Here is a 20,665-nt window from a genome sequence, read left to right on the forward strand (position 1 = left end):
GTGGCGCCGCGGCGGCTGGACAACAAAACGGCCCGCGCGTTGTTTATGGATCACCATGCGCTGGCCGAACCGCCTTCGGGCGGGGCCAAAGGTGCGGATTTATTGGATTTGATCCACCGACTGGGCTTTGTTCAGCTGGACAGTATCAATACCGTGGCGCGCGCCCATGACATGATCCTGTATTCGCGCAGGCCATCCTATCGCGCCAAAAACCTCAAACAGCTTTACGAACGTGACAAGGCGCTGTTTGAACACTGGACTCATGACGCTGCTGTCATCCCGATAGAGTTTTACCCCCATTGGCATCTGCGATTTCAACGTGATGAGGTATTGTTGAAATCCCGGTGGAAAAATTGGCGCCGGGATGGGTTTGAGCAGCAGTTTGCCTCTGTCCTGCAACATATCCGCGATCATGGCCCGGTCTCGTCCTCGGATGTGGGCAAGGACGAGAAAAAGGGCTCGGGCGGTTGGTGGGATTGGCACCCATCGAAAACGGCGCTTGAGTTCCTGTGGCGGTCGGGCGCGCTGACCGTGGTTGGCCGCAACGGATTTCAAAAGCAATACGATCTGACCGAACGGGTCATCGAGACGCATCTGTGTCCTGGCAACATGCCCTGCAACGCCGAGGAAACCGTGGATTGGTTGTGCAAAGCAGCGTTGGACCGGCTGGGATTTGCAACACCCGGAGAGCTGGCGGCATTCTGGGATACGGTCAGTGTTAGCGAGGCCAAGAACTGGTGTAATAAGGGTCTAACACAGGGCATTCTGGAGGAGATTGAAGTCACCTGTGCCGATGGAAGAATCCGCAAACTGCTCGCGCGCCCGGATTTGGCCGAGAAAAACCCGCCTTCGCCGTCCAGCCGCATTCGCGTGCTTAGCCCCTTTGACCCGATGCTGCGCGACCGCAACCGCGCGGAACGTCTGTTCGGGTTCCATTATCGGATTGAGGTCTTCGTTCCCGCCGCCAAACGGACCTATGGCTATTACGTGTTTCCGCTGCTGGAAGGGGACCGATTGATTGGCCGGATCGATATGAAAGCCCAGCGCGACAGTGGCATTCTGCAGATCAACGCGTTATGGCCAGAGCGATCCGTGCGCTGGTCCGACGCACGGACACGCAGGCTGGAGGCCGAGATGGACCGCGTCCGCCGGTTTGCTGGATTGGACGGTGTTGAATTCGCAACCGATTGGCTGAAAGACCCTAAATAGGGTCTATTCTGAATCCGTCAGCGTCAATTGGATCGGCTGCAACCCGTCAATCCCCCCTTCGATCACATCCCCAGCCTGCACTGGGCCAACACCGGCGGGTGTGCCCGTCAGGATCAGGTCACCTGGACGCAGATGGTAATATCCGGACAAATGGCTGATGATTTCGTCGATCTTCCAGATCAGTTCGCTCAGCGTGGCATCCTGACGAATGTCGCCGTTCACGCTTAGATGAATGCGTGTGTTGTCTTGCGGTGACCAGTCCGCAGCCGAGGTCAGGGGCGCAAACACTGCCCCGGCCTCAAGGTCCTTACCCAGATCCCAGGGTCGCTGTTTGTTGCGCTCTCGGATTTGCAGATCCCTACGGGTCATGTCTAGGGCACAGCCATAGGCATAGACGGCGTCCCAGGCCTGCGCACTGGTGGCGCGGAAAACGGGCTTGCCGATGGCTACAGCCAGCTCCATCTCGTAATGAAAATTCTCGGTCCCCGGAGGGTATGGCACAGACGCACCGGTCAGAACTGCGTTTGGAGCTGATTTGGTGAAATAAAAGGGGGCTTCGCGGTCGACCTCGTGCCCCATTTCGGCGGCATGAGCGGCATAGTTACGGCCCACACAGAAAATTCGCCCCACCGGATAGGCCGCATCCTGCCCCCGCATCGGAATCACAACCGGATCGGGAAGAGAAAACAAATTGTCTGGCATGGGAGCCCCCCTAATCTATCAGCCAGCGCGCATCTTAATGCGGTGAACCGCGGGAACAAGTCGCCACTTCTCGCGACATCGGCTGAATTCACTGCAATTTTACCTGCCAATCGGCAAGCCCTGGCCGACAGCTGTTCACAATCTGGTCGACGGGCTTGGAAAACGCTCAAACAGCTCTAAGTTGAAAGATGGCTGGGTGACGAGCGCTGGCAAATCGGGGTGCCGCGCGCTCTGACCGCCACTCACAGATATGGCGGGGACCCAAGCACCCGCCACGACGTCCAGACACCCCATAGGGTCCCGCATCACGCGGCATTATCGGGTGCGAATATTTCAGAGAACTATGGTCAAAGGCGTTACCCCCAATGTCTTTGGAGCAAAAAGCCGGTTACTTTTTTGATTGGCGCGTTCTCTGAATTGCGGGCCGGACCGTCGGGAACTATCCGGTGCAACCGGCCTCGGGCCAGGCATATAATCCAGTACACGTCTGGCCGCCCCGTCAGAGATAGCACCTGTCTCTGGCGGGGTTCGTATTTGGGGTGTCACGTTTCCAGTTCGCGCAATTCGTTCAGCAGGTCCAACAGGGCCTCATGCCGGTCGGGCCCAAGTTTGGTGCGCAGATCCTCGGCCAGATGGATGGTTATCTGAATATTGTCTTGGATAATCTGCTTTCCTTTGGCTGTGATGTCGACGATCTGGCGGCGCTTGTCACAAGGGTGCGCGCTCCGCAGGATCAGGCCTTTGACCTCAAGCTTTTGCAGAATGCGAGTGAGGCTGGGCAACAACAGGCAAGCACGGTCCGCAATATGAGTCGGCTCTTGCGGGCCTTCCTCGTTCAGGACACGCAGCACGCGCCATTGCTGTTCGGTCACACCAACATCCACCAGCATCTTGCGAATGGGTCCCATGACCCGTTCCCGCGCCCGCAGCAACGCAATGGGCAATGAACGTGACGTCAATGGTACATCATTGGTCATACGAAATTCTTGCCGAATTCCGCCGACACTGCAACGGGACAAAGGGTTTTTTCGGCTGTTCTTACCTATTTGGCTATAAATAGACTCTATGCGATGGGATATTTTCACAGAGTTGTCATTTTGTGATGAAGTGAAGGATCGAAAGATCGTTGACCTTCTGCCCGCGTTGTCCATCACTATCAGCAAGACAAAACCAGCCTGGGGGTAACCCCCACCAAACAATGCTGAGGATAGCGATGAAATGGGATGAATTCTCAGACTGGGGCAAGAAAATATCCGAATGGGCACAGGATTATCACCTGACCGTGGGGGACAAACCGGTGCGCTCCCAGACCGAGCCCGGAGAAGTGTTCAACGCCCTGCCCGCCCATCCGCCGGAACAGGCGCAGGCGATCGAGGACATTTTTCGCGATTTCGAAGATATCGTGATGCCCGGCATTACCCATTGGCAGCACCCCCGGTTCTTTGCCTATTTCAACTCGAACGCCTCGGCCCCTTCGGTTCTGGCCGAGTTTCTGGCCAGCGCAATCGCGCCACAATGCATGCTGTGGCAGACCTCGCCCGCCGCAACCGAGTTGGAAACGCGGATGATGGACTGGCTGCGACAGGCGCTGGACCTGCCCGAAGAGTTTGCTGGTGTCATCCAGGATTCTGCTTCGTCGGCAACGCTGGCCGCTGTGCTGACTATGCGGGAAAAAGTGTTGAACTGGCAGGGCAATCGTCAGGGGTTGTTCGGTCAGAAACCGCTTCGTGTCTATTGCTCGGCCGAGGTCCATACATCGGTGGACCGCGCCATCTGGGTTGCGGGGATTGGGCAGGATAATCTGGTACGTGTTCCGATCAAGGGAGATTGGCGCGGGATGGATCCTGCGGCACTAGATAGGGCAATTCAGGCCGATTTAGACTCTGGTTTTCAGCCCGCCGGTGTCATTATGTGTGTTGGTGGCACCGGAACTGGGGCCACCGATCCGATCGACGAATGCTTGAAGGTGGCGCAGAAATACGGGCTTTATACGCATGTGGATGCGGCCTGGGCCGGGTCGGCGATGATCTGCCCGGAATATCGCCACTATTGGCCCGGCGTGGATCAGGCCGATAGCATCGTCTTCAACCCGCATAAATGGCTTGGTGTGCAATTCGATTGCTGTGCGCATTTCCTGAAAAACCCGGATGACCTGGTGCAGACGTTGGCAATTAGCCCGGAATTCCTGAAGACACATGGTAAGGACGGGATCATCAACTACTCGGAATGGTCGGTGCCTCTGGGCCGTCGGTTCCGTGCGCTGAAACTGTGGTTCGTTATACGCGCCTATGGGCTTGAGGGGTTGCGTGAACGGCTGCGCAATCATGTGAACTGGTCCGTCGACCTGCATGACAAGTTGGCGGCCGAGCCGGATTTCCAGATCACCACGCAACCGATGTGGTCGTTGTGGACCTTCCGCTATGCGCCTGAAGGGCACCCCGATCTGGACGCGCTGAACCTGCGGCTGGTTAATGCCATCAACGATGATGGCCGCATTTACCTGACCCAAACCCGTGTTGATGGTGATATGACGATCCGTTTTCAGGCGGGTCAGTTCGAAACCACGCAAGATGACGTGCGAATGGCCTATGATGTCATCACCGAAATCGCACGCTCACTAACCTAAGGGTTCCACCATGTCTGCACCAAAAAATACTTTCAAACAGGCTCTGATCAACGGAGATCGCCAAATCGGTTGCTGGAGCAGTTTTGCCGAACCCATCGCAACCGAGATCATGGGCACCGCCGGATTCGACTGGCTGGTGATCGACGGTGAACATGCGCCGAATGACATCCGTTCGATACGCGATCAGCTTATGGCGCTGGCCGCCAGCCCCTCGCATCCGGTGGTACGCGTGCCCGTGGGGGAAACGGCGAAGATCAAGATGGTGCTGGATGTGGGGGCGCAAACCATTCTGGTACCGATTGTAGAAAGCGCCGAACAGGCACAGGAATTGGTCCGCGCCTGTCGTTATCCGCCCATGGGCCTACGCGGTGTCGGTGCAGGGGCCGCACGGGCGACTGGCTATGGGTCCGTCACGGATTACATTCAAACGGCAGATGCGCAGATTTGCCTGCTGGTTCAGGTGGAAAACCGCGCCGGGATGGCAGCACTGGACGATATTCTGACGGTTGACGGTATTGATGGTGTGTTCATCGGCCCGGCGGACCTGTCCACCGACATGGGCTATCAAGGCAATAGCGCCGCGCCCGAGGTGCAGGCCACCATCGCCGACGCCATCACCCGTATCAAAGCCGCCGGCAAGGCACCTGGCATTCTGGGCACCAATGATCAGGCAAATCAGACCTATATGGATATGGGCGCGCAGTTTCTGGCAGTGGGAATCGATGTGATGCTATTGGCGCAGGCGGCGCGGGCCTTAGCGGCCAAGTGGAGAGCGAAGTGACGCCTTAGCCCTGCATCCCTGCCGCGGCCTGCGCGTAACCACCCGAAGCTCCATCGACGAAATGCACATGATCATCGCGCGTGGCCGAGGGCACGAAACAGGTCATCATAGCCTCATCCTGCACGTGCAGACCATAGCGGACCTTGCCCTGCCCGCGCGCTTGTTCCAGCATCACGCGGATCTGCGATAAGGTGGCCGGATCGCAATCCAGCGTCATTTTCAACCCATCATCGAATTTGCGGAAATCGGCATTGCGACTGACCATGTGTTTGTAATGCTCGGGGTCGAACTGACCCAATCGCTTGCCGGTCTTGAACAGCAGCGCAATCAGCAGGTTTTGCCCCAAAAGTTTGAGTTTCTGCGCAAACAGGTTGCGCCCGGCCCGTGACACACGCGCATCAAGCGCGACATCGGGGGGTGGCCAACTGATTGGTGGGCCGTTTTCTGGCACGGGGTGGCCTGCGCGCTCTAACCGATCGGCCGCGGATAGGACGGATTGAGACAGATCGGCAAAATCGCTTTCGGTGGCTTTGGAAGTCGGCTGCACCACGACCGAGACGATCATTCCATGCCGCGCCCTGCTATTGGACCAGCGACAGGACAGGCCGGTAAGGTCGGGCTGCGCGCCGGGGTCGGCGGGCGGCACTTCGAACTGGCCTTCTTTCATCTGCGCCTCAGCCCAGGCCAGCCCGCCCCCCGAGAACATGGCGTAATCCACCCCGTCTGACGGCGCATAGCGTGCCACACGGAGGTCTTTGCCCGCCATGCGGATTTCGGACACAGGCACCAAGGCCCCGCGCAGAGTAATCCCAAACTCCTCGTCCGCCCAGCGCCGAAGCTGGGCCAGGACCGTTCGGCCCGTGTCAACCGCGCTGGCGGGTATGGCAAATCCGGCCCCGTCGCCACCGAAGACATAGGGAAACTCCTGCCCCTTCAACCCGTTGATCATGCCCGAGATCACAGCCGCGCCGACCATATTGACGGTTTTATAACGCCCTTTGGCAATCTCACCGGTGGAATCAACGATATCGGCCACGCCCAGCGCCCAATCATCCGGCACAGCGGTAAACCGCGCAGGCTGAGCCAGTCGAGTAAAGTCCCGCTGCAGGGGAAGGCTGTCATAAAAGGCGGCCTGGGCGTCTTTCATCTGCACCTCGGGGTGATGGGTAAATAGTTAGATAGACCGAATGTGAACGCTGTCCGGTGAAAACAGTATAGCACACGCGCTTGTGTGGCGCATCGTGACGTGCGAAGCATTTCCGCGCAGGCGGGGGTAGAAGGGACGAAAAATGAAGGCAGGTCTGGTAGTCTTGTGCCTGGGCTATGTGCTCAGCCAGTTCTTTCGCGCCTTTCTGGCGGTTCTCAGCGTTGATCTGGGCCGCGATATCGGCGCCACACCCGAGGATCTGGCCTTTGCCTCGGGTCTTTGGTTTCTGATCTTTGCCGCGATGCAATTGCCGGTGGGATGGGCTCTGGACCAGGTCGGGCCGCGCCTGACCTCGGCCGTTCTTTTGCTGGTCGGCGGCGCAGGTGGCGCAGCCCTGTTTGCCGTGGCCCACACGCCGTTTCACATCGCCATCGCCATGGGATTGATCGGGGTCGGATGCTCGCCTGTTTTGATGGCATCTTATTATATCTTCGCGCGGGAATACCCGCCCGCCCGCTTTGCGACATTGGCCGCCGTGATGTTGGGGGTTGGATCGGTCGGCAATCTGGTGGCCTCATACCCCACTGCGCTGGCGGTCGAACTGGTTGGATGGCGCGCAACGATGTGGGTGTTGGCGCTGTTTTCGGGGGCTATCGCACTGGGTATCTGGTTCACCGTGCATGACCCAAAACGGGTCGAGATCGAACACAGGGGGTCCGTGCTGGATCTGCTGAAGGAACCCGCGCTTTGGGCGATCCTGCCTTTGATGCTGGTCGCCTATGCACCCTCGGGCGCCACACGAGGGTTGTGGGCCGGACCGTACCTAAGCGATATATTCAACCTAAACACCACTCAGATCGGGACGGCGACTCTGATCATGGGCGCGGCGATGATTGCAGGCACCTTTGCCTACGGGCCGCTTGACCGGATGCTAGGCACGCGGAAATGGGTGATTTTCGGCGGCAATGCGTTGGGCACCGTGGCGCTGGTGCTGTTGTGTCTGTGGATCGACAACGCCGTCTGGGTATCAGTGGTTCTGATGGCGGTGATTGGGTTCATGGGGGCCAGCTTTCCGGTGATCATGGCGCATGGCCGCGCTTTCGTTGCACCGCATCTGGTTGGGCGCGGCATGACCTTGCTGAACCTCTTTGGCATCGGAGGTGTGGGGCTGGCCCAATTTATCACCGGACGCATTCACGCGGCCACGGTGGACATAAGCCCGACCGCACCCTACACAGCGATATTCGGCTTTTTCGCAGTCGCGCTTGCCATCGGGTGCGTGATTTATCTATTCAGCCGCGACAGCATAGACTGATCCCGCCTCGGATCATCGGGTATGGAGAGCTCAATGCAGGATATCGAAGTTCTGGCGCCGAACCTGAAACATAGTCTTTCGGGAGTGACCACAACTGTTATCCGGCTGCTGCCCATCCAGGCAAAGATGATCAACATCCGCGCCACGGGCCCAGGGTTGCCAGAAAATATTCCGCATATTCCCCTTTGGAAGACTCTGTTTTTGCCCAATCGTGCGCCCATCGTTTGGCATGCGCGTCGCAACACCGAAATGCTGATGGGGCTGTTCCTAAGGTCCGTATTCCGCCGCAACTATAAAATGCTGTTCACGTCGGCCGCACAGCGCGATCATTCGAGATTTACCAAAAAACTGATCTCGAAAATGGATACGTTGATTGCCACCACACCACAGGCGGCCTCATTCCTGCAACACCCGTCGAAGGTGATCATGCATGGCGTTGATACGCAGATCTTCCACCCGGCCGAGGATAAGGAAGCACTGCGCGCCAAGCTTGGATTGCCAACCGGGACGTTGATAGGGTGTTTCGGGCGTATTCGACCCCAAAAAGGCGTCGATCTGTTGGTTGATGCAGCGATCAAGGTGCTGCCATCCTTTCCCGATGCCAAAATTGTCTTTACCGGCAATGCCACGAAAGAATTCGAAGCCTTCCAGCATGAACAGGAAACCAAGCTGAAACAGGCCGGGCTGGCCGACCGTGTCCGGTTTCTGGGCGAACGCCCGTGGGAGGAGATCGTCGAAACCTATCGCGCGCTGGATTTGTTCGTCGCCCCTGCCCGCCATGAAGGGTTCGGCCTGACACCGCTTGAGGCGATGGCATCGGGTGTTCCAGCCATTGCCTGCCACGGTGTCGGTGCCTTTAGCGCACAGATTCAGGACGGTGTAACCGGTCGTTTGGTGAAAAAAGACAACGTTGATGCGCTGACCGAGGCATTGCACGACATGCTGAGCGGCCCAGGCAAAATGGCCGCCGCCGGAACCGCCGCCCGCCAGCATATCGAACAGAATTTTCGAATCGAAGGCGAGGCAGAAGAGATCGTCAAGGTCTATCGATCCCTGTTAGCGCAAGACTGAGGCCGGAAACGCCTCAAATCGCCGTCATCCTCGGAATAATGGAGCGATTCCTCTTTTTTCTTTGCTGCAACGCGGCTATGAACGCGCGTCCTTAACTTTGGAGACATGAAATGGGCTATCGCGTCGTAGTCGTCGGCGCCACGGGTAACGTGGGCCGCGAAATGCTGAACATCCTGGCGGAACGCCAGTTCCCCGTCGATGAACTTGCCGTGTTGGCAAGCCGTCGTTCGCTGGGCACCGAAGTAAGCTTTGGCGACACGACACTCACGACCAAGGATCTGGACACGTTCGACTTCACCGGCTGGGACATGGCACTTTTTGCCGTGGGTTCCGAGGCGACCAAAGTGTACGCCCCCAAGGCGGCGGCCGCCGGCTGCGTGGTGATCGATAACTCGTCGCTGTATCGCTATGACCCGGACATTCCGCTGATCGTACCGGAATGTAACCCCGAGGCGATCCACGACTACAAGAACAAGAACATCATCGCCAACCCCAACTGCTCGACCGCGCAGATGGTTGTCGCGCTGAAGCCGCTGCATGACCGCGCCAAGATCAAGCGCGTTGTCGTGTCGACCTATCAGTCGGTTTCGGGTGCCGGTAAGGAAGGCATGGATGAGCTGTGGGATCAGACCAAAGCGGTCTACAATCCCACCACGGACGTTCCGCCAAACAAGTTCCAGAAGCAGATCGCTTTCAACGTCATTCCGCAGATCGACGTCTTCATGGAAGACGGCTCGACCAAGGAAGAGTGGAAGATGGTGGTCGAGACCAAAAAGATCGTCGATCCGTCGATCAAGGTCACAGCCACCTGCGTCCGCGTTCCCGTGTTCGTTGGCCACTCTGAAGCCGTGAACATCGAGTTCGAAGAATTCCTGGACGAAGACGAAGCGCGCGACATCCTGCGCGAGGCACCGGGTATCATGGTGATCGACAAGCGCGAACCCGGCGGCTACGTCTCGCCGATCGAATGCGCGGGCGATTTTGCCACCTTCATCAGCCGCATCCGTCAGGATTCGACGATCGAAAACGGCCTGAACCTGTGGTGCGTGTCCGACAACCTGCGCAAGGGCGCGGCGCTCAACGCTGTGCAGATTGCCGAACTGCTGGGTCGCGAAGTCCTGAAAAAGGGCTGATAAACATATCGAATGTGCCATGTTGGATGACGTGGCGCATTCCACCTCTGCCTGTTGACAAAGACAGGCTGGCTTGCCACCAAAATGACGCGCTTTGACAGCGGGACATGTGACACAGCAAACCACATGCATTGCCCCGCACAAAGCGACAGAGGCAGAGCATGCGAGTTTTGACCAAGCACAGGATTGTACGAAACCTGATCATAGGCTGCGCAAGTATGCTGATGGGTCTGGTCATTATTGGCTTTACAGGCCCCGTCATTGCAGCTGGGGATTCGTTCGCCCTGCTTCGCCCACTGGCCGGTATTCTGCTTTTACCATGCGCCGTGATTTTGCTATGCATGCGCGCGCGCTACGTCGCTTTGAGCGCGATAGCCGTTGCCGTCCTCGCGATTGGGTCAATCGCAACCAGCTATGCAGCGCCCTCAGGTGATTGCAATGACGCTTGCCTGACGTTGTATCAAAAGAACCTCATGAGCCAGGCCTGGCCACGCTATCCCTTGGCCGATGACATAATAGAATCCAACGCCGAGATCGTGACCTTGCAGGAAGTGTCCAGTCACAATCGCAAGTTCATGAGAAACATGTTCGAACATTACCCGGCAAAATCGATCTGTGAATTTCGCCCCGAACAAAACGTCGCCATCCTGACCACATTGCCAATTGTCGAAGGTTCCGAGTTTTGCCTGGAAGGGTATGGGCTTGTCGGGGTGCAGGTTAAAACCCCCGGCGGCGGTCTGGTTTGGGTTGTATCCGTACACCTGAACTGGCCGTTTCCTTACGACCAATCCAAACAAAGCCAAGTGATTGCTGATCGCATTAAGGAACTCGACGGGCCGGTTCTGATTGCCGGAGATTTCAATATGGTGCCCTGGGGCCAAAGCGTTCAGCGGATCGCGGCGGCAGCAGACAATCAAAGCTTTGGAACTATCTTGAACACTCATAACCTTGGCAGCTGGCAGATACCCTTGCCAATCGACAACCTGTTGTTCCCGAAAGGAACAACAGGAACGGTTGAGTTGCGCCCCTTTATGGGCTCCGACCACCTTGGAAAGCTCGCCCGAATTCGATTTGAATAATCTGCCCGACCGTTGCGCCGGGCTGCATAGATCAAAACCTGCGGCGCAAAACCTATTGGCTTAGGTCTGTCCTTCGACCAGCGCCTTTAGATTGCTCAGTCCCTGTTCGTAATCGCCGCCGACCCACTTATCCATCATCAACCCCATCCAGCGTGCCATCGGGTTCATCCCAAGATCGGATTCAAGCCCCCAAGTTACCTGAGTCTGATCGCCTTCGGGCGCCAGCTCAAACGACGCCGATGCCGTGCCCATCGGACCAAAATCCAGCGCGGTTCTGACGGTCTGATCCGGAACACTTTCGATGATTTCCTGAGTGCCGCTGCCGACTTGTGGATGCTCGGAACTCCAGCTCAGGGTATTGCCCACCCCAGCTTCGGGTCCGCTATAGGACAGTTGCGTTTCCGGGTCCCGCGCCAGCCAGGGAGACCATTTCTCGGTCTCTTGCATGGAATTCACATAAGGAAAGATGGCGCTGGCCGGGGCATCGATGGTGATGCTGCGCGACACGATCGCCTTGCCGGGCAGCAGGTATGAGACACCGATCAATAGCAAAACAAGACAGATTAGAAAAAGGAAAATACGTTTGATGACTCGCATATCGCGCCTCTAACCCAAACCTGGATCAGGCCACTATACCAAAAAAGGGCGCAGAATCAGAGACCTGATCCTCCGCCCACTATTTGCGCAACATTTCAGCGCCGCTTAGACGACGACGAATTTCTTTTCCTGCGGATCATAGCTTTGCAGCCCGCCTTCGCCGATATCGGTCCACAACCCATGCAGGCTGAGCGAACCATCCTGCACCGCAGAGGACACGAAGGGAAAGGTCATCAGGTTCTCAAGCGAGGCCACAACCGCCTGCCGCTCAAACTGACGCGCCTGTTCAACGCTGTCCTCGACATCGGCGACCAGGTCGTATTTCGGTTTGAGGATATCCATCCAGCGGCCCACAAAGCTTTCTTTGGCTTCCAGTTGCGGGGCCTGCCCCTTGCACATGTCGATACAGCCCTGCACACCACCACATTGCGAATGGCCCAGCACGATCAGATGCGCCACTTTCAGAGCGGTGACCGCATATTCAATCGCCGCACTGGTGCCGTGATGATCACCATCCGGTGCATAGGGCGGCACCAGGTTGGCAATGTTGCGGTGAATAAAGAACTCACCCTGATCGGCCCCGAAGATCGAAGTGACATGGACGCGGCTGTCACAACATGAAATCACCATCGCCCGTGGACGTTGTCCTTCAGTGGCCAGACGGCGATACCAGACTTGATTTTCAGAATATGTGGTGGCTTTCCAGCCGTGATACCGCTTGACCAAATAGTTCGGCAAAGGTTTGGCGTGATCCATTTGAAAGTCCCTGATTTGTTCGCTGGGGGCTGCTCTACCCCGAATTCGCAGAAAATTCGAGCGATTATCCCCCGCGAATGCAAGGTTTTGCAAAGGAATTCGCGGTCAAAGTCGGTCCATGCCGTGGGGGCACAAAATATTGGGGTGAATGTGGTGGATAAGATACTCACGCTTGAACACAAGGAAACCGTTCGTCTGGATCAGGACCGGCTGAATGGATTGTACCGGCAATTGGGCGACAAGAACGCATTGGACGTTTTGTGCCGTACGGTCGAGGAACTGGCCGTGCGCCTGTCGAACTGCGAACGGTTCTGGCGGCAACGCGATTGGGCCGGGTTGCGCAAATGCGCGCGGTCGCTGGTGGCGATCGCCGAACAGATCGGCATGGTCGCATTGGCCCGCGTCGCCGGAGATGTGGCGCAGTCCGTGGATGCAGGGGATGCCGTTGCCACCGGCGCCACCCTGTCGCGGCTGATCCGGGTCGGTGAAAACTCGTTGACGGTGATCTGGGATCAGCAGGACCTTTCGGTCTGACGGGGCTTGCGGACGGGCCGTGGGCGGCTAGGCTGGGCGCAAATCGAACAAGCCGAGATTTCCATGACCCTGTCCTTCGCTTCCTCTTCTGATCCATCGCTTCCGCTGCATGTCATCGCACAACCCGATCTGGAAGGTTGGCTGAGCGATCAGCCAGACCATATTCCAAACTGGGTCAGGGCCAGCGGGTTCACCGGCGCGCTGGGTCAAGCATTGCTGATTCCCGGACCGGAAGGCAAACCCGAATTTGCGCTGGGGGGATATGGCAAAGCAACAGGCCGGGTGCGCAAGCGCTTTCCGCTGGCCGCCGTGGCCGAAACCCTGCCAGAAGGCACCTATCACATTGCTTCTGGCGTCCCATCCGAGGTGTTAGCGACCGAATGTCTGGGCTGGTTGCTGACCGGCTATGCGTTCAACCGCTATGCCAAGCAATCTCCGGCCAACGCCCGGCTGATCGCGCCCGAGGGCGTCGACGCCACGTTGATCGAAGTTTTGGCCCAAGCCGAGGCCCTGACCCGCGATTTGGTCAACACGCCCACCGCAGATATGGGTCCGGATCAATTGCAAGCTGCGGCAGAGGCGCTGGCGCAGGAATTCGAGGCGTCGTGCGACGTGATCCGCGGCGCGGCGCTGTTGGATCAGAACTTTCCGATGATCCACGCCGTTGGCCGGGCATCCGCGCAGGACCCCCGGCTGATCGAGATAAACTGGGGCAGTGTCGGTCCCAAGCTGACATTGGTCGGCAAAGGTGTGTGTTTTGATACCGGTGGGTTGAACCTGAAACCCGGCAACTCGATGGGCTTGATGAAGAAGGACATGGGAGGATCGGCCAATGTGCTGGGCCTGGCCCGGATGATCATGGCGTTGAACCTTCCGCTGCAACTGCGGGTGTTGATCCCAGCGGTTGAAAATTCGGTGGCCGGAGACGCCTTTCGCCCCGGCGATATCCTGACCTCGCGCAAGGGCTTGACGGTTGAGATCAACAATACCGACGCTGAGGGGCGGCTGGTACTGGCCGATGCGCTGACGCTGGCAGATGAGGGGGAGCCGGATCTGGTAATCTCGATGGCCACGCTGACGGGTGCCGCGCGGGTGGCCGTTGGCCCCGATCTTGCGCCGTTTTACACCGATGACGACAGTGCTGCCGATGCTTTGGCACAAGCAGGCAGGCAGGCCGCTGATCCGGTTTGGCGGATGCCGTTCCATGAACCCTATGAGGCAATGATCGAACCCGGCATCGCCGATCTGGACAATGCGCCTCCGGGTGGGTTTGCAGGCTCGATCACCGCCGCGCTGTTCCTGCGTCGGTTTGTGGGCAATAGTCGTTACATGCATTTCGACATCTACTCGTGGCAGCCCAGCAAGGTCCCGGGTCGCAGCAAAGGCGGCCTCGGTCAAGGCCCCCGCGCCATATTGACCGCCCTACCCGAGATTCTGGGCTTATGACCCAACAGCGCATCATAACCCCCGTCGCTGACCTGTTGCGCCGCCCGGATGGTCCGCGGGACCGGCAGCTTTTATTCGGTGACACCGTCACCGTCCTTGAAACGCAACAGGGTTGGGGCCGGATCACCGCCGACAAGGACGGTTACCCGGGCTGGGTAAACCTGGATCATTTGGGGGCACCGGTGCCCGATACGCATTGGGTCACGGCGCCTGCGACCCACGCCTATGCGCAGCCGGATATGAAAAGCCCCGACCGGGTCTCGTTAAGTTTCGGCAGCAGGGTTCAGGTTCTTTCGGAAAATGGCCGGTTTCTGGAAACTGAGCTGGGATTCATCCCCGCCGTTCATGCCAAGCGCAACGCCATCCACCTGACCGATCCGGTTTCCGTGGCCGAACTGTTTCTGGGCACACCCTATCTTTGGGGCGGCAACAGCCGGTTCGGATTGGATTGCTCGGGTCTGGTGCAGGCTGGGCTATTGGCCTGCGGCACGCCTTGTCCCGGCGATAGCGGCGATCAAGAGCGTGAATTGGGCGAGGCCCTGCCCGCTGGGACGGAACCGAAACGCGGCGATCTGCTGTTTTGGAAGGGTCACGTCGCTTGGGTCTATGGCGACAACATGCTGCTGCATGCCAATGCCTATCACATGGATGTGACGTTCGAGCCGATGGATCAGGCTATCACGCGTATTCTGGAACAGGGTGATGGGCCAGTGACCGCCCACAAACGGCTCTAATCAAGGTCGACCGAGCGAATCAGCTTGCGTTCCAACACCCTTAGAACCGTGCGCAAATCCTGGCCGCGTTTCAGGATGCGGCCATCCATGCCAACCACCGAATACATCCCCTGCCTTTGCCGCAGACGTGGATGTTTCTCGACCCGGTAAATCGGATGTTCTGCCGTTCGCCGAAAGATGGAAAACACCGCCATGTCGCGCAGGTTGGAAATTCCGTAATCGCGCCATTCTCCGGCGGCGACCATCCTGCCATAGACGGATAGAATATGGGACATCTCGTGCCGGTTAAACGCGACGGGCATCTGGGCCGAGTTTGCAGAAAACCGGCTGGGAGGCTGCATGTTCATACCCCAAGCCTTGCCGGAAATTGCGTTTGAATCAAGCCCAAGCACAACAGGATGTGATTTTTTGGTTCGCCCTGTGCTAGCGCCGCCCGACCTGACGGCAGATCAGAATCACCGGCAACAGCCCCACCGCAAGGATCACCAGCGAGGGCACGGCGGCACCCTCCAACCGCTCATCCGAAGCCAGCCGATACGCCTGTACCGCCAGCGTATCAAAATTGAAGGGCCGCATGATCAAGGTGGCGGGAAGCTCTTTCATCACGTCGACAAAGACGATCAGCAGCGCCGTCAGCAGCGAGGGCGTCAGGATTGGCAAATGCACCCGTCTCAGCGTTCCCAACGGGGTCTGGCCCAGCGACCGTGCAGCGGCGTCCATGTTGACATGCACCGTGCTTTGCCCACCCTCATAAGCGCTGAGCGCAGCGGCCAGAAAACGCACCATATAGGCCGCGATCAGCAACCAGATTGACCCGGTAACCAGCAGGCCGGTCGAGATATCGAAAGTTTCGCGCATCCAAGCATCCAATGCGTTGTCGAAACTGGCAAAAGGCACCAAAAGGCCCACCGCGATTACACCGCCCGGCACTGCATACCCCAGCCGCGCGACATAACCTGACGTGGCGGACCCTTTGCCCGGGCGCAACCGCTGATAGAACCCTATGCAAATCGCCGCAAAAACGGTGACGACGGCGGCCGTACCTGCCAGCGTTAACGAGTTCTGGATAAACCCGATATAGCGCCGCGACAGCAGGTTCTGTTCCGATTCAAGACCCATCTGCACGAGAATGAACACCGGCAGCAAAAAACCCAATAGCACCGGAATGGCACACAGCGTGAACCCCGCAACTGCAAACCAACCTTTAATCTGCTGTGCTGGCAGTGGGGCGTGGCTTTTACCTGCCTGGTAATATTTTGCCTTGCCCCGCCGAGTGCGTTCGATCACTGCCAGCAGCAACGCGAAACCCAGCAGACACATGGCCAATTGCGCGGCGGCAGCGCGGTCTCCGATCGAAAACCAGCTGGTATAGATACCGGTGGCAAAGGTCTGGACACCGAAATAGGCCACGGTACCAAAATCGGCGATGGTCTCCATGATCGCCAGCAGGACCCCGCCGGCAATTGCCGGGCGCGCCATTGGCAAGGACACATGCCAGAACGCCAGCCAAGGGCTTTTTCCCAACGCCCGCGCGGCCAGAAAAGCAGTCGAGCTTTGCTGTAGAAAGGCGGCGCGGGCCAACAAATAGACATAAGGATACAGAACCAGGATCAGCATCACCGCCGCGCCCCCGGTCGAGCGAATCTCGGGGAACCAATAGTCGCGCGGGCCCCAGCCGGTCACCTCGCGCAGGGTGGTTTGAACGATGCCGGGGTGATCCAGAATGAACGTATAGGCATAGGCCAGAACATAGGCCGGAAAGGCCAGTGGCAAGACCAGTGCGATCTCAAGAAAGCGGACGCCCGGAAAGCGGGTCATCGTCACCAGCCAGGCCGCGCCCACACCGATGGACAAGGTGCCGATGGCGACCAGAACCACCAAAATCAACGTTGTCAGCGCATAGCCGGGCAGAACCGTATCCAGCAGGTGTGAGATCGTTTCCGTCCCACCCGTCACCGCTGCCAGCACAACAGCCATCATCGGAAGCAGACAGGCCGCAGCCACCAGATAGGCCACCACGGCCACCAGCCGGGTGCCAAACACGCCCCGATTGCGCGTTCCGTGTTCTGAGTATTCGATTTCGGCCATGTTTCCGGTGTTACAGGCAAAGAGGCGCAGGTTTCGCCTTTAATCGACTAAAATGCTAAGAAACACCAGTAGGCAGAGGAACAATTCTACGGCACAAACTGCCGCAGAACCCTTTGTTGGACTATTCGTAAACGCGTTGATCCTCGATCACCAACCCGTCCTTGGGCAGCGACCCGGGGGCCACAACCTCAATCGCGCCTTTCAGTTTCAGCACCTCAATTACGGATTTGGCATAGGTCACGTCATCGTCGCGTGGACTTTCGATCTGAACGGTCATCGTGTCCATTTCCCCCTGTCGCGCGGCGATGACACGGGCTTTGACGATCTCTGAATGTTTGTCGACCAGCGCGGCCACCTGTTCAGGACGCACGAACATGCCTTTGATCTTGGTGGTCTGATCGGCCCGTCCCATCCAACCCTTGATACGCAGGTTGGTGCGGCCACAAGGCGATTGTCCGGGCATGATCGCGGACATATCACCGGTGGCAAACCGGATCAGCGGATAATCTGGGTTTAGCGAGGTCACCACGACCTCACCCACCTCACCCGTTGCAACCGGGGTGCCTGTGCCGGGCGTGACGATTTCGACAATCACATGCTCGTCGATGATCATTCCCTCCATCGCGTGGCTTTCATAGGCGATATTGCCCAGATCGGCGGTGGCATAACATTGCAGACAGGAAATACCCCGGTCGGCATAGTCCTGACGCAGCGATGGGAACAGCGCGCCACCACCCACCACGGCAGAAGAAAAGTTCAGCTCCACGCCCATCTCATCCGCTTTGTCCAGAATGACCTTCAGGTAATCCGGAGTACCCGCATAAGACGTACACCCCACATCCCGTGCCGCAGTGACCTGCAGCTCGGTCTGGCCGGTACCGGCGGGCAGCACAGCGGCCCCAACAGCCCGCGCACCACTTTCAAAGATCATCCCAGCCGGGGTCAGGTGATAGCCAAAACAGTTATGGACGATATCGCCGGGTCCTACGCCTGCCGCATGCAGGAACCGGCCCATGCGCCACCAATCGGGGTCAGTGCTGCCGGGCTCATAAATCGGGCCCGGGGACTGGAAAACATGGTGAAAATGCCGCGCTGGTGTGACCGTGAACCCGCCAAACGGCGGCCGCGCCGCCTGTGCCTGCGCCAGATCAGATTTGCGCAGCACCGGCAGTTTCACCAGATCCTCGGCCGAGGCAACAGCATTGCAATCAACCCCTGCCAGATGCGCCGCAAAACCTGGCGCGGACAACGCCCGCTGAATTTGAACACGCAGCGCCTGCGCCTGATCGGCAGCGCGCTCGTCGGCTGAACGGGTCTCGAGCGCGTCGTAGTAATTCGTCATGACCAGATCCTCCATCCGCTTACAGCCACCTTTTGCGGCGGCGGTATGAGCGCACGTCACGGAAGCTTTTGCGCCCCTCGTCGGACATGCCCAGATAAAACTCTTTCACATCCGGGTTTTCGCGTAGATCGGCCGCCGGGCCGTCCATCACAACACGCCCCGATTCCAGAATGTATCCGTAATGTGCAAACCGCAGTGCCACATTGGTGTTCTGTTCGGCCAACAGGAAGGACACGCCCTCTTTCTCGTTCAAATCCTTGACGATGCCGAAAATCTCTTCGACCAGCTGCGGCGCAAGACCCATCGATGGCTCATCCAGCAGGATCGTTTCTGGGCGCGACATCAAAGCCCGACCCATCGCCACCATCTGCTGTTCCCCGCCCGAGGTATAGCCCGCCTGCGACCGGCGCCGTTCGGCGAGACGCGGGAAATAGGAATACACAAGTTCAAGATCCTGCTGGATCGCCGCGTTGCCATCCTTGCGAGTATAGGCCCCGGTCAGCAGATTTTCCTCGACCGTCAGGTGTTCAAAGCAATGGCGGCCTTCCATCACCTGAATGACGCCCTTTTCCACCAGATCGGCCGGATCGCTTTCATGCACGCTGGTGCCGCGATAGGTGATCGTACCCTTGGTGACCTCGCCCCGTTCGGACTGCAGCAGGTTCGACACCGCCTTGAGTGTCGTGGTCTTGCCCGCCCCGTTGCCGCCCAGCAAGGCGGTGATCCCACCCTTGGGCACGGTCAGGCTGACGCCCTTCAGCACAAGAATGACGTGGTTGTAGATCACCTCGATATTGTTGACCTCCAACAGGGTTTCGGCCTGTACATCGGTGGTTTGTGCCGCATCCAGCATCGTCAACTCCCGTAGATTTCGTTGATCTTGCGCTCCACCTCAGCCGCGGTCAGCCACGGGATGGGTTGAGAGCTTGTCATGTTCTTCCCCGCCTCGAACAAGGCCCCGGTGATACATTTGTCAAAAAGGGGTTCGGGGTTCTTGCAATTGAGCGCGGGCAGTTCAGGCGCAACCAATGCCTTAAAGGTCCAAGAGGGGTTCTGTTTCACAACGCGAAGGGTTCGGTCGATCGACTCGCGAAATCCCTGATCGGTGACCAGTTGGAAATTCCGGCCTGCCAACGCGAGGATACCGGGTCCTGGGTCCTTTTCCGCGACAACCAGGTCACCGTTCACCAGCAAAGTTACCCGAACGTCAAATTGTTGGCCTGTGCGCTGCGTAGCTGTTTGCTGACCTTTAGCCAGGCCTTCCAGAAACACATGCTGGCGCACACCTGCATCCGCGTATAGGCCCCCATTGATCTTGCGAGGCGGGAACAGAACCGGAATGGCCGAGCTGGCCAGAACCGCCTCGGACACGCAATCCTCTTTTGTCGCGAAATCATCTGGGGTGGTGGCCAGATACTGACCGATATCCATGATGTCGAACCGCCCGGTTTTCAGATTGACCGCGCCGACCACCACGCTGTTGACCTCTTGCCCGGATTGGCCCGGATCGGCCCGCTCGGCGATACGATCCAGCAGAGGTTCGTCAATTTCACTTTCGACCAGCCGTTTCAGTTTTTTGGTGCTGAAGACAGAGCTGGCCAAAGGAATCGGTGGCACGATTTGCAGCGACAGCACATCGTTCAAATTGATCCTGGTATTGGATTTCAGGCGCGCGTCAAACGCCGATCCCGCAAATGCCAGAGGGGTAATCAAAGCCCCGGCGCTGGCCCCGGTCACGACGTTGAAGTCTGGCCTGCCGTTTTCTGTCCAGCCGGTCAGAACGCCTGATGAGAAGGCACCATATTGCCCACCGGTGGTCATAGCCAGAATTTCGACGGGAATGCCCCGCCCATCGCGGTCAAGGTTTGCACGTTGCGCGGCCTGACCTTCGAACACCCGGGCAAACAGATCCGCAGTCGCATCCACATTCGGCGCTGAGCTGCGCCCGACAACGGATTTCGCCGGAACAAAATCTCGGACAAGCCCGGTGCAGGTCGGCCCGTCGATCTCGGGCGCGCTGCACGCAGCAAGCCCAAGTACCGCACTCAGCACTATCCCTGTTCTTATCCGGAGAAACTCCAGCATCACCGCGTGTCCTTGTTTGG

The 20,665-nt window shown here is 58.2% G+C and carries 20 protein-coding genes; 10 read left to right on the forward strand and 10 right to left on the reverse strand.

Going from position 1 to position 20,665, the window contains the following annotated elements; translation table 11 throughout:
- On the forward strand, positions 1-1,209 hold the full coding sequence (locus ACR0AL_RS10310) for a winged helix-turn-helix domain-containing protein (RefSeq protein ID WP_170550192.1): 1,209 nt from the start codon (positions 1-3) through the stop codon (positions 1,207-1,209).
- A gap of 3 nt (positions 1,210-1,212) precedes the next feature.
- Here ACR0AL_RS10310 and ACR0AL_RS10315 read toward each other — a convergent pair whose 3' ends face one another.
- Together ACR0AL_RS10315 and hpaR are read right to left on the reverse strand one after the other, a co-directional pair.
- A complete protein-coding gene (locus ACR0AL_RS10315) occupies positions 1,213-1,911 on the reverse strand; it encodes a fumarylacetoacetate hydrolase family protein (protein WP_170349628.1) in 699 nt (232 codons plus the stop codon).
- 542 nt (positions 1,912-2,453) lie between these two features.
- Positions 2,454-2,888, reverse strand: a complete 435-nt coding sequence (gene hpaR / locus ACR0AL_RS10320; RefSeq protein WP_170349627.1) for a homoprotocatechuate degradation operon regulator HpaR — start codon at positions 2,886-2,888, stop codon at positions 2,454-2,456.
- Between the two features lie 236 nt (positions 2,889-3,124).
- On the opposite strand from hpaR, the gene ACR0AL_RS10325 reads away from it, so the two are divergent.
- On the forward strand, positions 3,125-4,537 hold the full coding sequence (locus ACR0AL_RS10325; RefSeq protein WP_480662897.1) for a pyridoxal phosphate-dependent decarboxylase family protein: 1,413 nt from the start codon (positions 3,125-3,127) through the stop codon (positions 4,535-4,537).
- A 10-nt stretch (positions 4,538-4,547) separates the two neighbouring features.
- Positions 4,548-5,318: an HpcH/HpaI aldolase family protein gene (locus tag ACR0AL_RS10330; RefSeq protein WP_480662899.1), complete on the forward strand. Its 771-nt coding sequence runs from the start codon at positions 4,548-4,550 to the stop codon at positions 5,316-5,318.
- A 4-nt stretch (positions 5,319-5,322) separates the two neighbouring features.
- Here the strand turns inward: ACR0AL_RS10330 and ACR0AL_RS10335 are convergent, their stop codons facing one another.
- Positions 5,323-6,465, reverse strand: a complete 1,143-nt coding sequence (locus tag ACR0AL_RS10335) for a DUF3095 domain-containing protein (protein WP_170349624.1) — start codon at positions 6,463-6,465, stop codon at positions 5,323-5,325.
- 142 nt (positions 6,466-6,607) lie between these two features.
- On the opposite strand from ACR0AL_RS10335, the gene ACR0AL_RS10340 reads away from it, so the two are divergent.
- From ACR0AL_RS10340 to ACR0AL_RS10355, 4 genes are all read left to right on the forward strand, one after another.
- Positions 6,608-7,780, forward strand: coding sequence for an MFS transporter (locus ACR0AL_RS10340; protein WP_170550202.1), 1,173 nt, complete (start codon positions 6,608-6,610; stop codon positions 7,778-7,780).
- A gap of 33 nt (positions 7,781-7,813) precedes the next feature.
- Entirely contained in the window at positions 7,814-8,851 is a 1,038-nt protein-coding gene (locus ACR0AL_RS10345) for a glycosyltransferase family 4 protein (RefSeq protein ID WP_480662901.1), read from the forward strand.
- 110 nt (positions 8,852-8,961) lie between these two features.
- Positions 8,962-9,984: an aspartate-semialdehyde dehydrogenase gene (locus ACR0AL_RS10350; protein WP_480662903.1), complete on the forward strand. Its 1,023-nt coding sequence runs from the start codon at positions 8,962-8,964 to the stop codon at positions 9,982-9,984.
- A 161-nt stretch (positions 9,985-10,145) separates the two neighbouring features.
- Positions 10,146-11,063 carry an endonuclease/exonuclease/phosphatase family protein gene (locus tag ACR0AL_RS10355; RefSeq protein WP_480662905.1) on the forward strand — a complete coding sequence of 306 codons (918 nt, stop codon included), beginning with the start codon at positions 10,146-10,148 and terminating at the stop codon, positions 11,061-11,063.
- A gap of 60 nt (positions 11,064-11,123) precedes the next feature.
- On the opposite strand, the gene ACR0AL_RS10360 is transcribed toward ACR0AL_RS10355, so the two are convergent.
- Both ACR0AL_RS10360 and ACR0AL_RS10365 read right to left on the reverse strand, forming a co-directional pair.
- Positions 11,124-11,660, reverse strand: a complete 537-nt coding sequence (locus tag ACR0AL_RS10360) for an SRPBCC family protein (protein WP_480647590.1) — start codon at positions 11,658-11,660, stop codon at positions 11,124-11,126.
- Between the two features lie 105 nt (positions 11,661-11,765).
- Positions 11,766-12,416: a carbonic anhydrase gene (locus ACR0AL_RS10365; RefSeq protein WP_170349618.1), complete on the reverse strand. Its 651-nt coding sequence runs from the start codon at positions 12,414-12,416 to the stop codon at positions 11,766-11,768.
- 144 nt (positions 12,417-12,560) lie between these two features.
- Between ACR0AL_RS10365 and ACR0AL_RS10370 the strand changes: the two genes are divergently transcribed.
- From ACR0AL_RS10370 to ACR0AL_RS10380, 3 genes are all read left to right on the forward strand, one after another.
- Positions 12,561-12,950, forward strand: coding sequence for a hypothetical protein (locus ACR0AL_RS10370; RefSeq protein WP_170349845.1), 390 nt, complete (start codon positions 12,561-12,563; stop codon positions 12,948-12,950).
- Between the two features lie 63 nt (positions 12,951-13,013).
- Complete coding sequence (locus tag ACR0AL_RS10375; protein WP_480647588.1) at positions 13,014-14,396, forward strand: leucyl aminopeptidase family protein; 1,383 nt, start codon at positions 13,014-13,016, stop codon at positions 14,394-14,396.
- Complete coding sequence (locus ACR0AL_RS10380; RefSeq protein ID WP_480638414.1) at positions 14,393-15,130, forward strand: C40 family peptidase; 738 nt, start codon at positions 14,393-14,395, stop codon at positions 15,128-15,130. Before ACR0AL_RS10375 ends, ACR0AL_RS10380 begins: the two co-directional genes overlap by 4 nt.
- Here the strand turns inward: ACR0AL_RS10380 and ACR0AL_RS10385 are convergent.
- The 5 genes from ACR0AL_RS10385 to ACR0AL_RS10405 form a co-directional block, all read right to left on the reverse strand.
- A complete protein-coding gene (locus tag ACR0AL_RS10385) occupies positions 15,127-15,477 on the reverse strand; it encodes a DUF2794 domain-containing protein (RefSeq protein ID WP_170349615.1) in 351 nt (116 codons plus the stop codon). The two genes, ACR0AL_RS10380 and ACR0AL_RS10385, sit on opposite strands and share 4 nt — an antisense overlap.
- 76 nt (positions 15,478-15,553) lie before the next feature.
- Positions 15,554-17,218: an ABC transporter permease gene (locus ACR0AL_RS10390; RefSeq protein ID WP_480647584.1), complete on the reverse strand. Its 1,665-nt coding sequence runs from the start codon at positions 17,216-17,218 to the stop codon at positions 15,554-15,556.
- Positions 17,219-17,339: 121 nt separating this feature from the next.
- Positions 17,340-18,560: a phenylacetate--CoA ligase family protein gene (locus ACR0AL_RS10395; RefSeq protein ID WP_480662907.1), complete on the reverse strand. Its 1,221-nt coding sequence runs from the start codon at positions 18,558-18,560 to the stop codon at positions 17,340-17,342.
- 19 nt (positions 18,561-18,579) lie between these two features.
- The gene (locus tag ACR0AL_RS10400; RefSeq protein WP_170349612.1) at positions 18,580-19,413 is read right to left on the reverse strand and encodes an ABC transporter ATP-binding protein; all 834 of its coding nucleotides are present in this window, start codon (positions 19,411-19,413) and stop codon (positions 18,580-18,582) included.
- A 2-nt stretch (positions 19,414-19,415) separates the two neighbouring features.
- The gene (locus ACR0AL_RS10405) at positions 19,416-20,645 is read right to left on the reverse strand and encodes a patatin-like phospholipase family protein (protein WP_480647580.1); all 1,230 of its coding nucleotides are present in this window, start codon (positions 20,643-20,645) and stop codon (positions 19,416-19,418) included.
- Between the last annotated feature and the right edge of the window lie 20 nt (positions 20,646-20,665).

The organism is Ruegeria sp. BB1 (assembly GCF_056539465.1).

Coding starts and splice junctions, on each gene's coding strand:
- ACR0AL_RS10315 (WP_170349628.1), bottom strand. CDS start 1,911: ATGCCAGACAATTTGTTTTCTCTTCCCGATCCGGTTGTGATTCCGATG.
- hpaR (WP_170349627.1), bottom strand. CDS start 2,888: ATGACCAATGATGTACCATTGACGTCACGTTCATTGCCCATTGCGTTG.
- ACR0AL_RS10325 (WP_480662897.1), top strand. CDS start 3,125: ATGAAATGGGATGAATTCTCAGACTGGGGCAAGAAAATATCCGAATGG.
- ACR0AL_RS10330 (WP_480662899.1), top strand. CDS start 4,548: ATGTCTGCACCAAAAAATACTTTCAAACAGGCTCTGATCAACGGAGAT.
- ACR0AL_RS10335 (WP_170349624.1), bottom strand. CDS start 6,465: ATGAAAGACGCCCAGGCCGCCTTTTATGACAGCCTTCCCCTGCAGCGG.
- ACR0AL_RS10340 (WP_170550202.1), top strand. CDS start 6,608: ATGAAGGCAGGTCTGGTAGTCTTGTGCCTGGGCTATGTGCTCAGCCAG.
- ACR0AL_RS10345 (WP_480662901.1), top strand. CDS start 7,814: ATGCAGGATATCGAAGTTCTGGCGCCGAACCTGAAACATAGTCTTTCG.
- ACR0AL_RS10350 (WP_480662903.1), top strand. CDS start 8,962: ATGGGCTATCGCGTCGTAGTCGTCGGCGCCACGGGTAACGTGGGCCGC.
- ACR0AL_RS10355 (WP_480662905.1), top strand. CDS start 10,146: ATGCGAGTTTTGACCAAGCACAGGATTGTACGAAACCTGATCATAGGC.
- ACR0AL_RS10360 (WP_480647590.1), bottom strand. CDS start 11,660: ATGCGAGTCATCAAACGTATTTTCCTTTTTCTAATCTGTCTTGTTTTG.
- ACR0AL_RS10365 (WP_170349618.1), bottom strand. CDS start 12,416: ATGGATCACGCCAAACCTTTGCCGAACTATTTGGTCAAGCGGTATCAC.
- ACR0AL_RS10375 (WP_480647588.1), top strand. CDS start 13,014: ATGACCCTGTCCTTCGCTTCCTCTTCTGATCCATCGCTTCCGCTGCAT.
- ACR0AL_RS10380 (WP_480638414.1), top strand. CDS start 14,393: ATGACCCAACAGCGCATCATAACCCCCGTCGCTGACCTGTTGCGCCGC.
- ACR0AL_RS10385 (WP_170349615.1), bottom strand. CDS start 15,477: ATGAACATGCAGCCTCCCAGCCGGTTTTCTGCAAACTCGGCCCAGATG.
- ACR0AL_RS10390 (WP_480647584.1), bottom strand. CDS start 17,218: ATGGCCGAAATCGAATACTCAGAACACGGAACGCGCAATCGGGGCGTG.
- ACR0AL_RS10395 (WP_480662907.1), bottom strand. CDS start 18,560: ATGACGAATTACTACGACGCGCTCGAGACCCGTTCAGCCGACGAGCGC.
- ACR0AL_RS10400 (WP_170349612.1), bottom strand. CDS start 19,413: ATGCTGGATGCGGCACAAACCACCGATGTACAGGCCGAAACCCTGTTG.
- ACR0AL_RS10405 (WP_480647580.1), bottom strand. CDS start 20,645: ATGCTGGAGTTTCTCCGGATAAGAACAGGGATAGTGCTGAGTGCGGTA.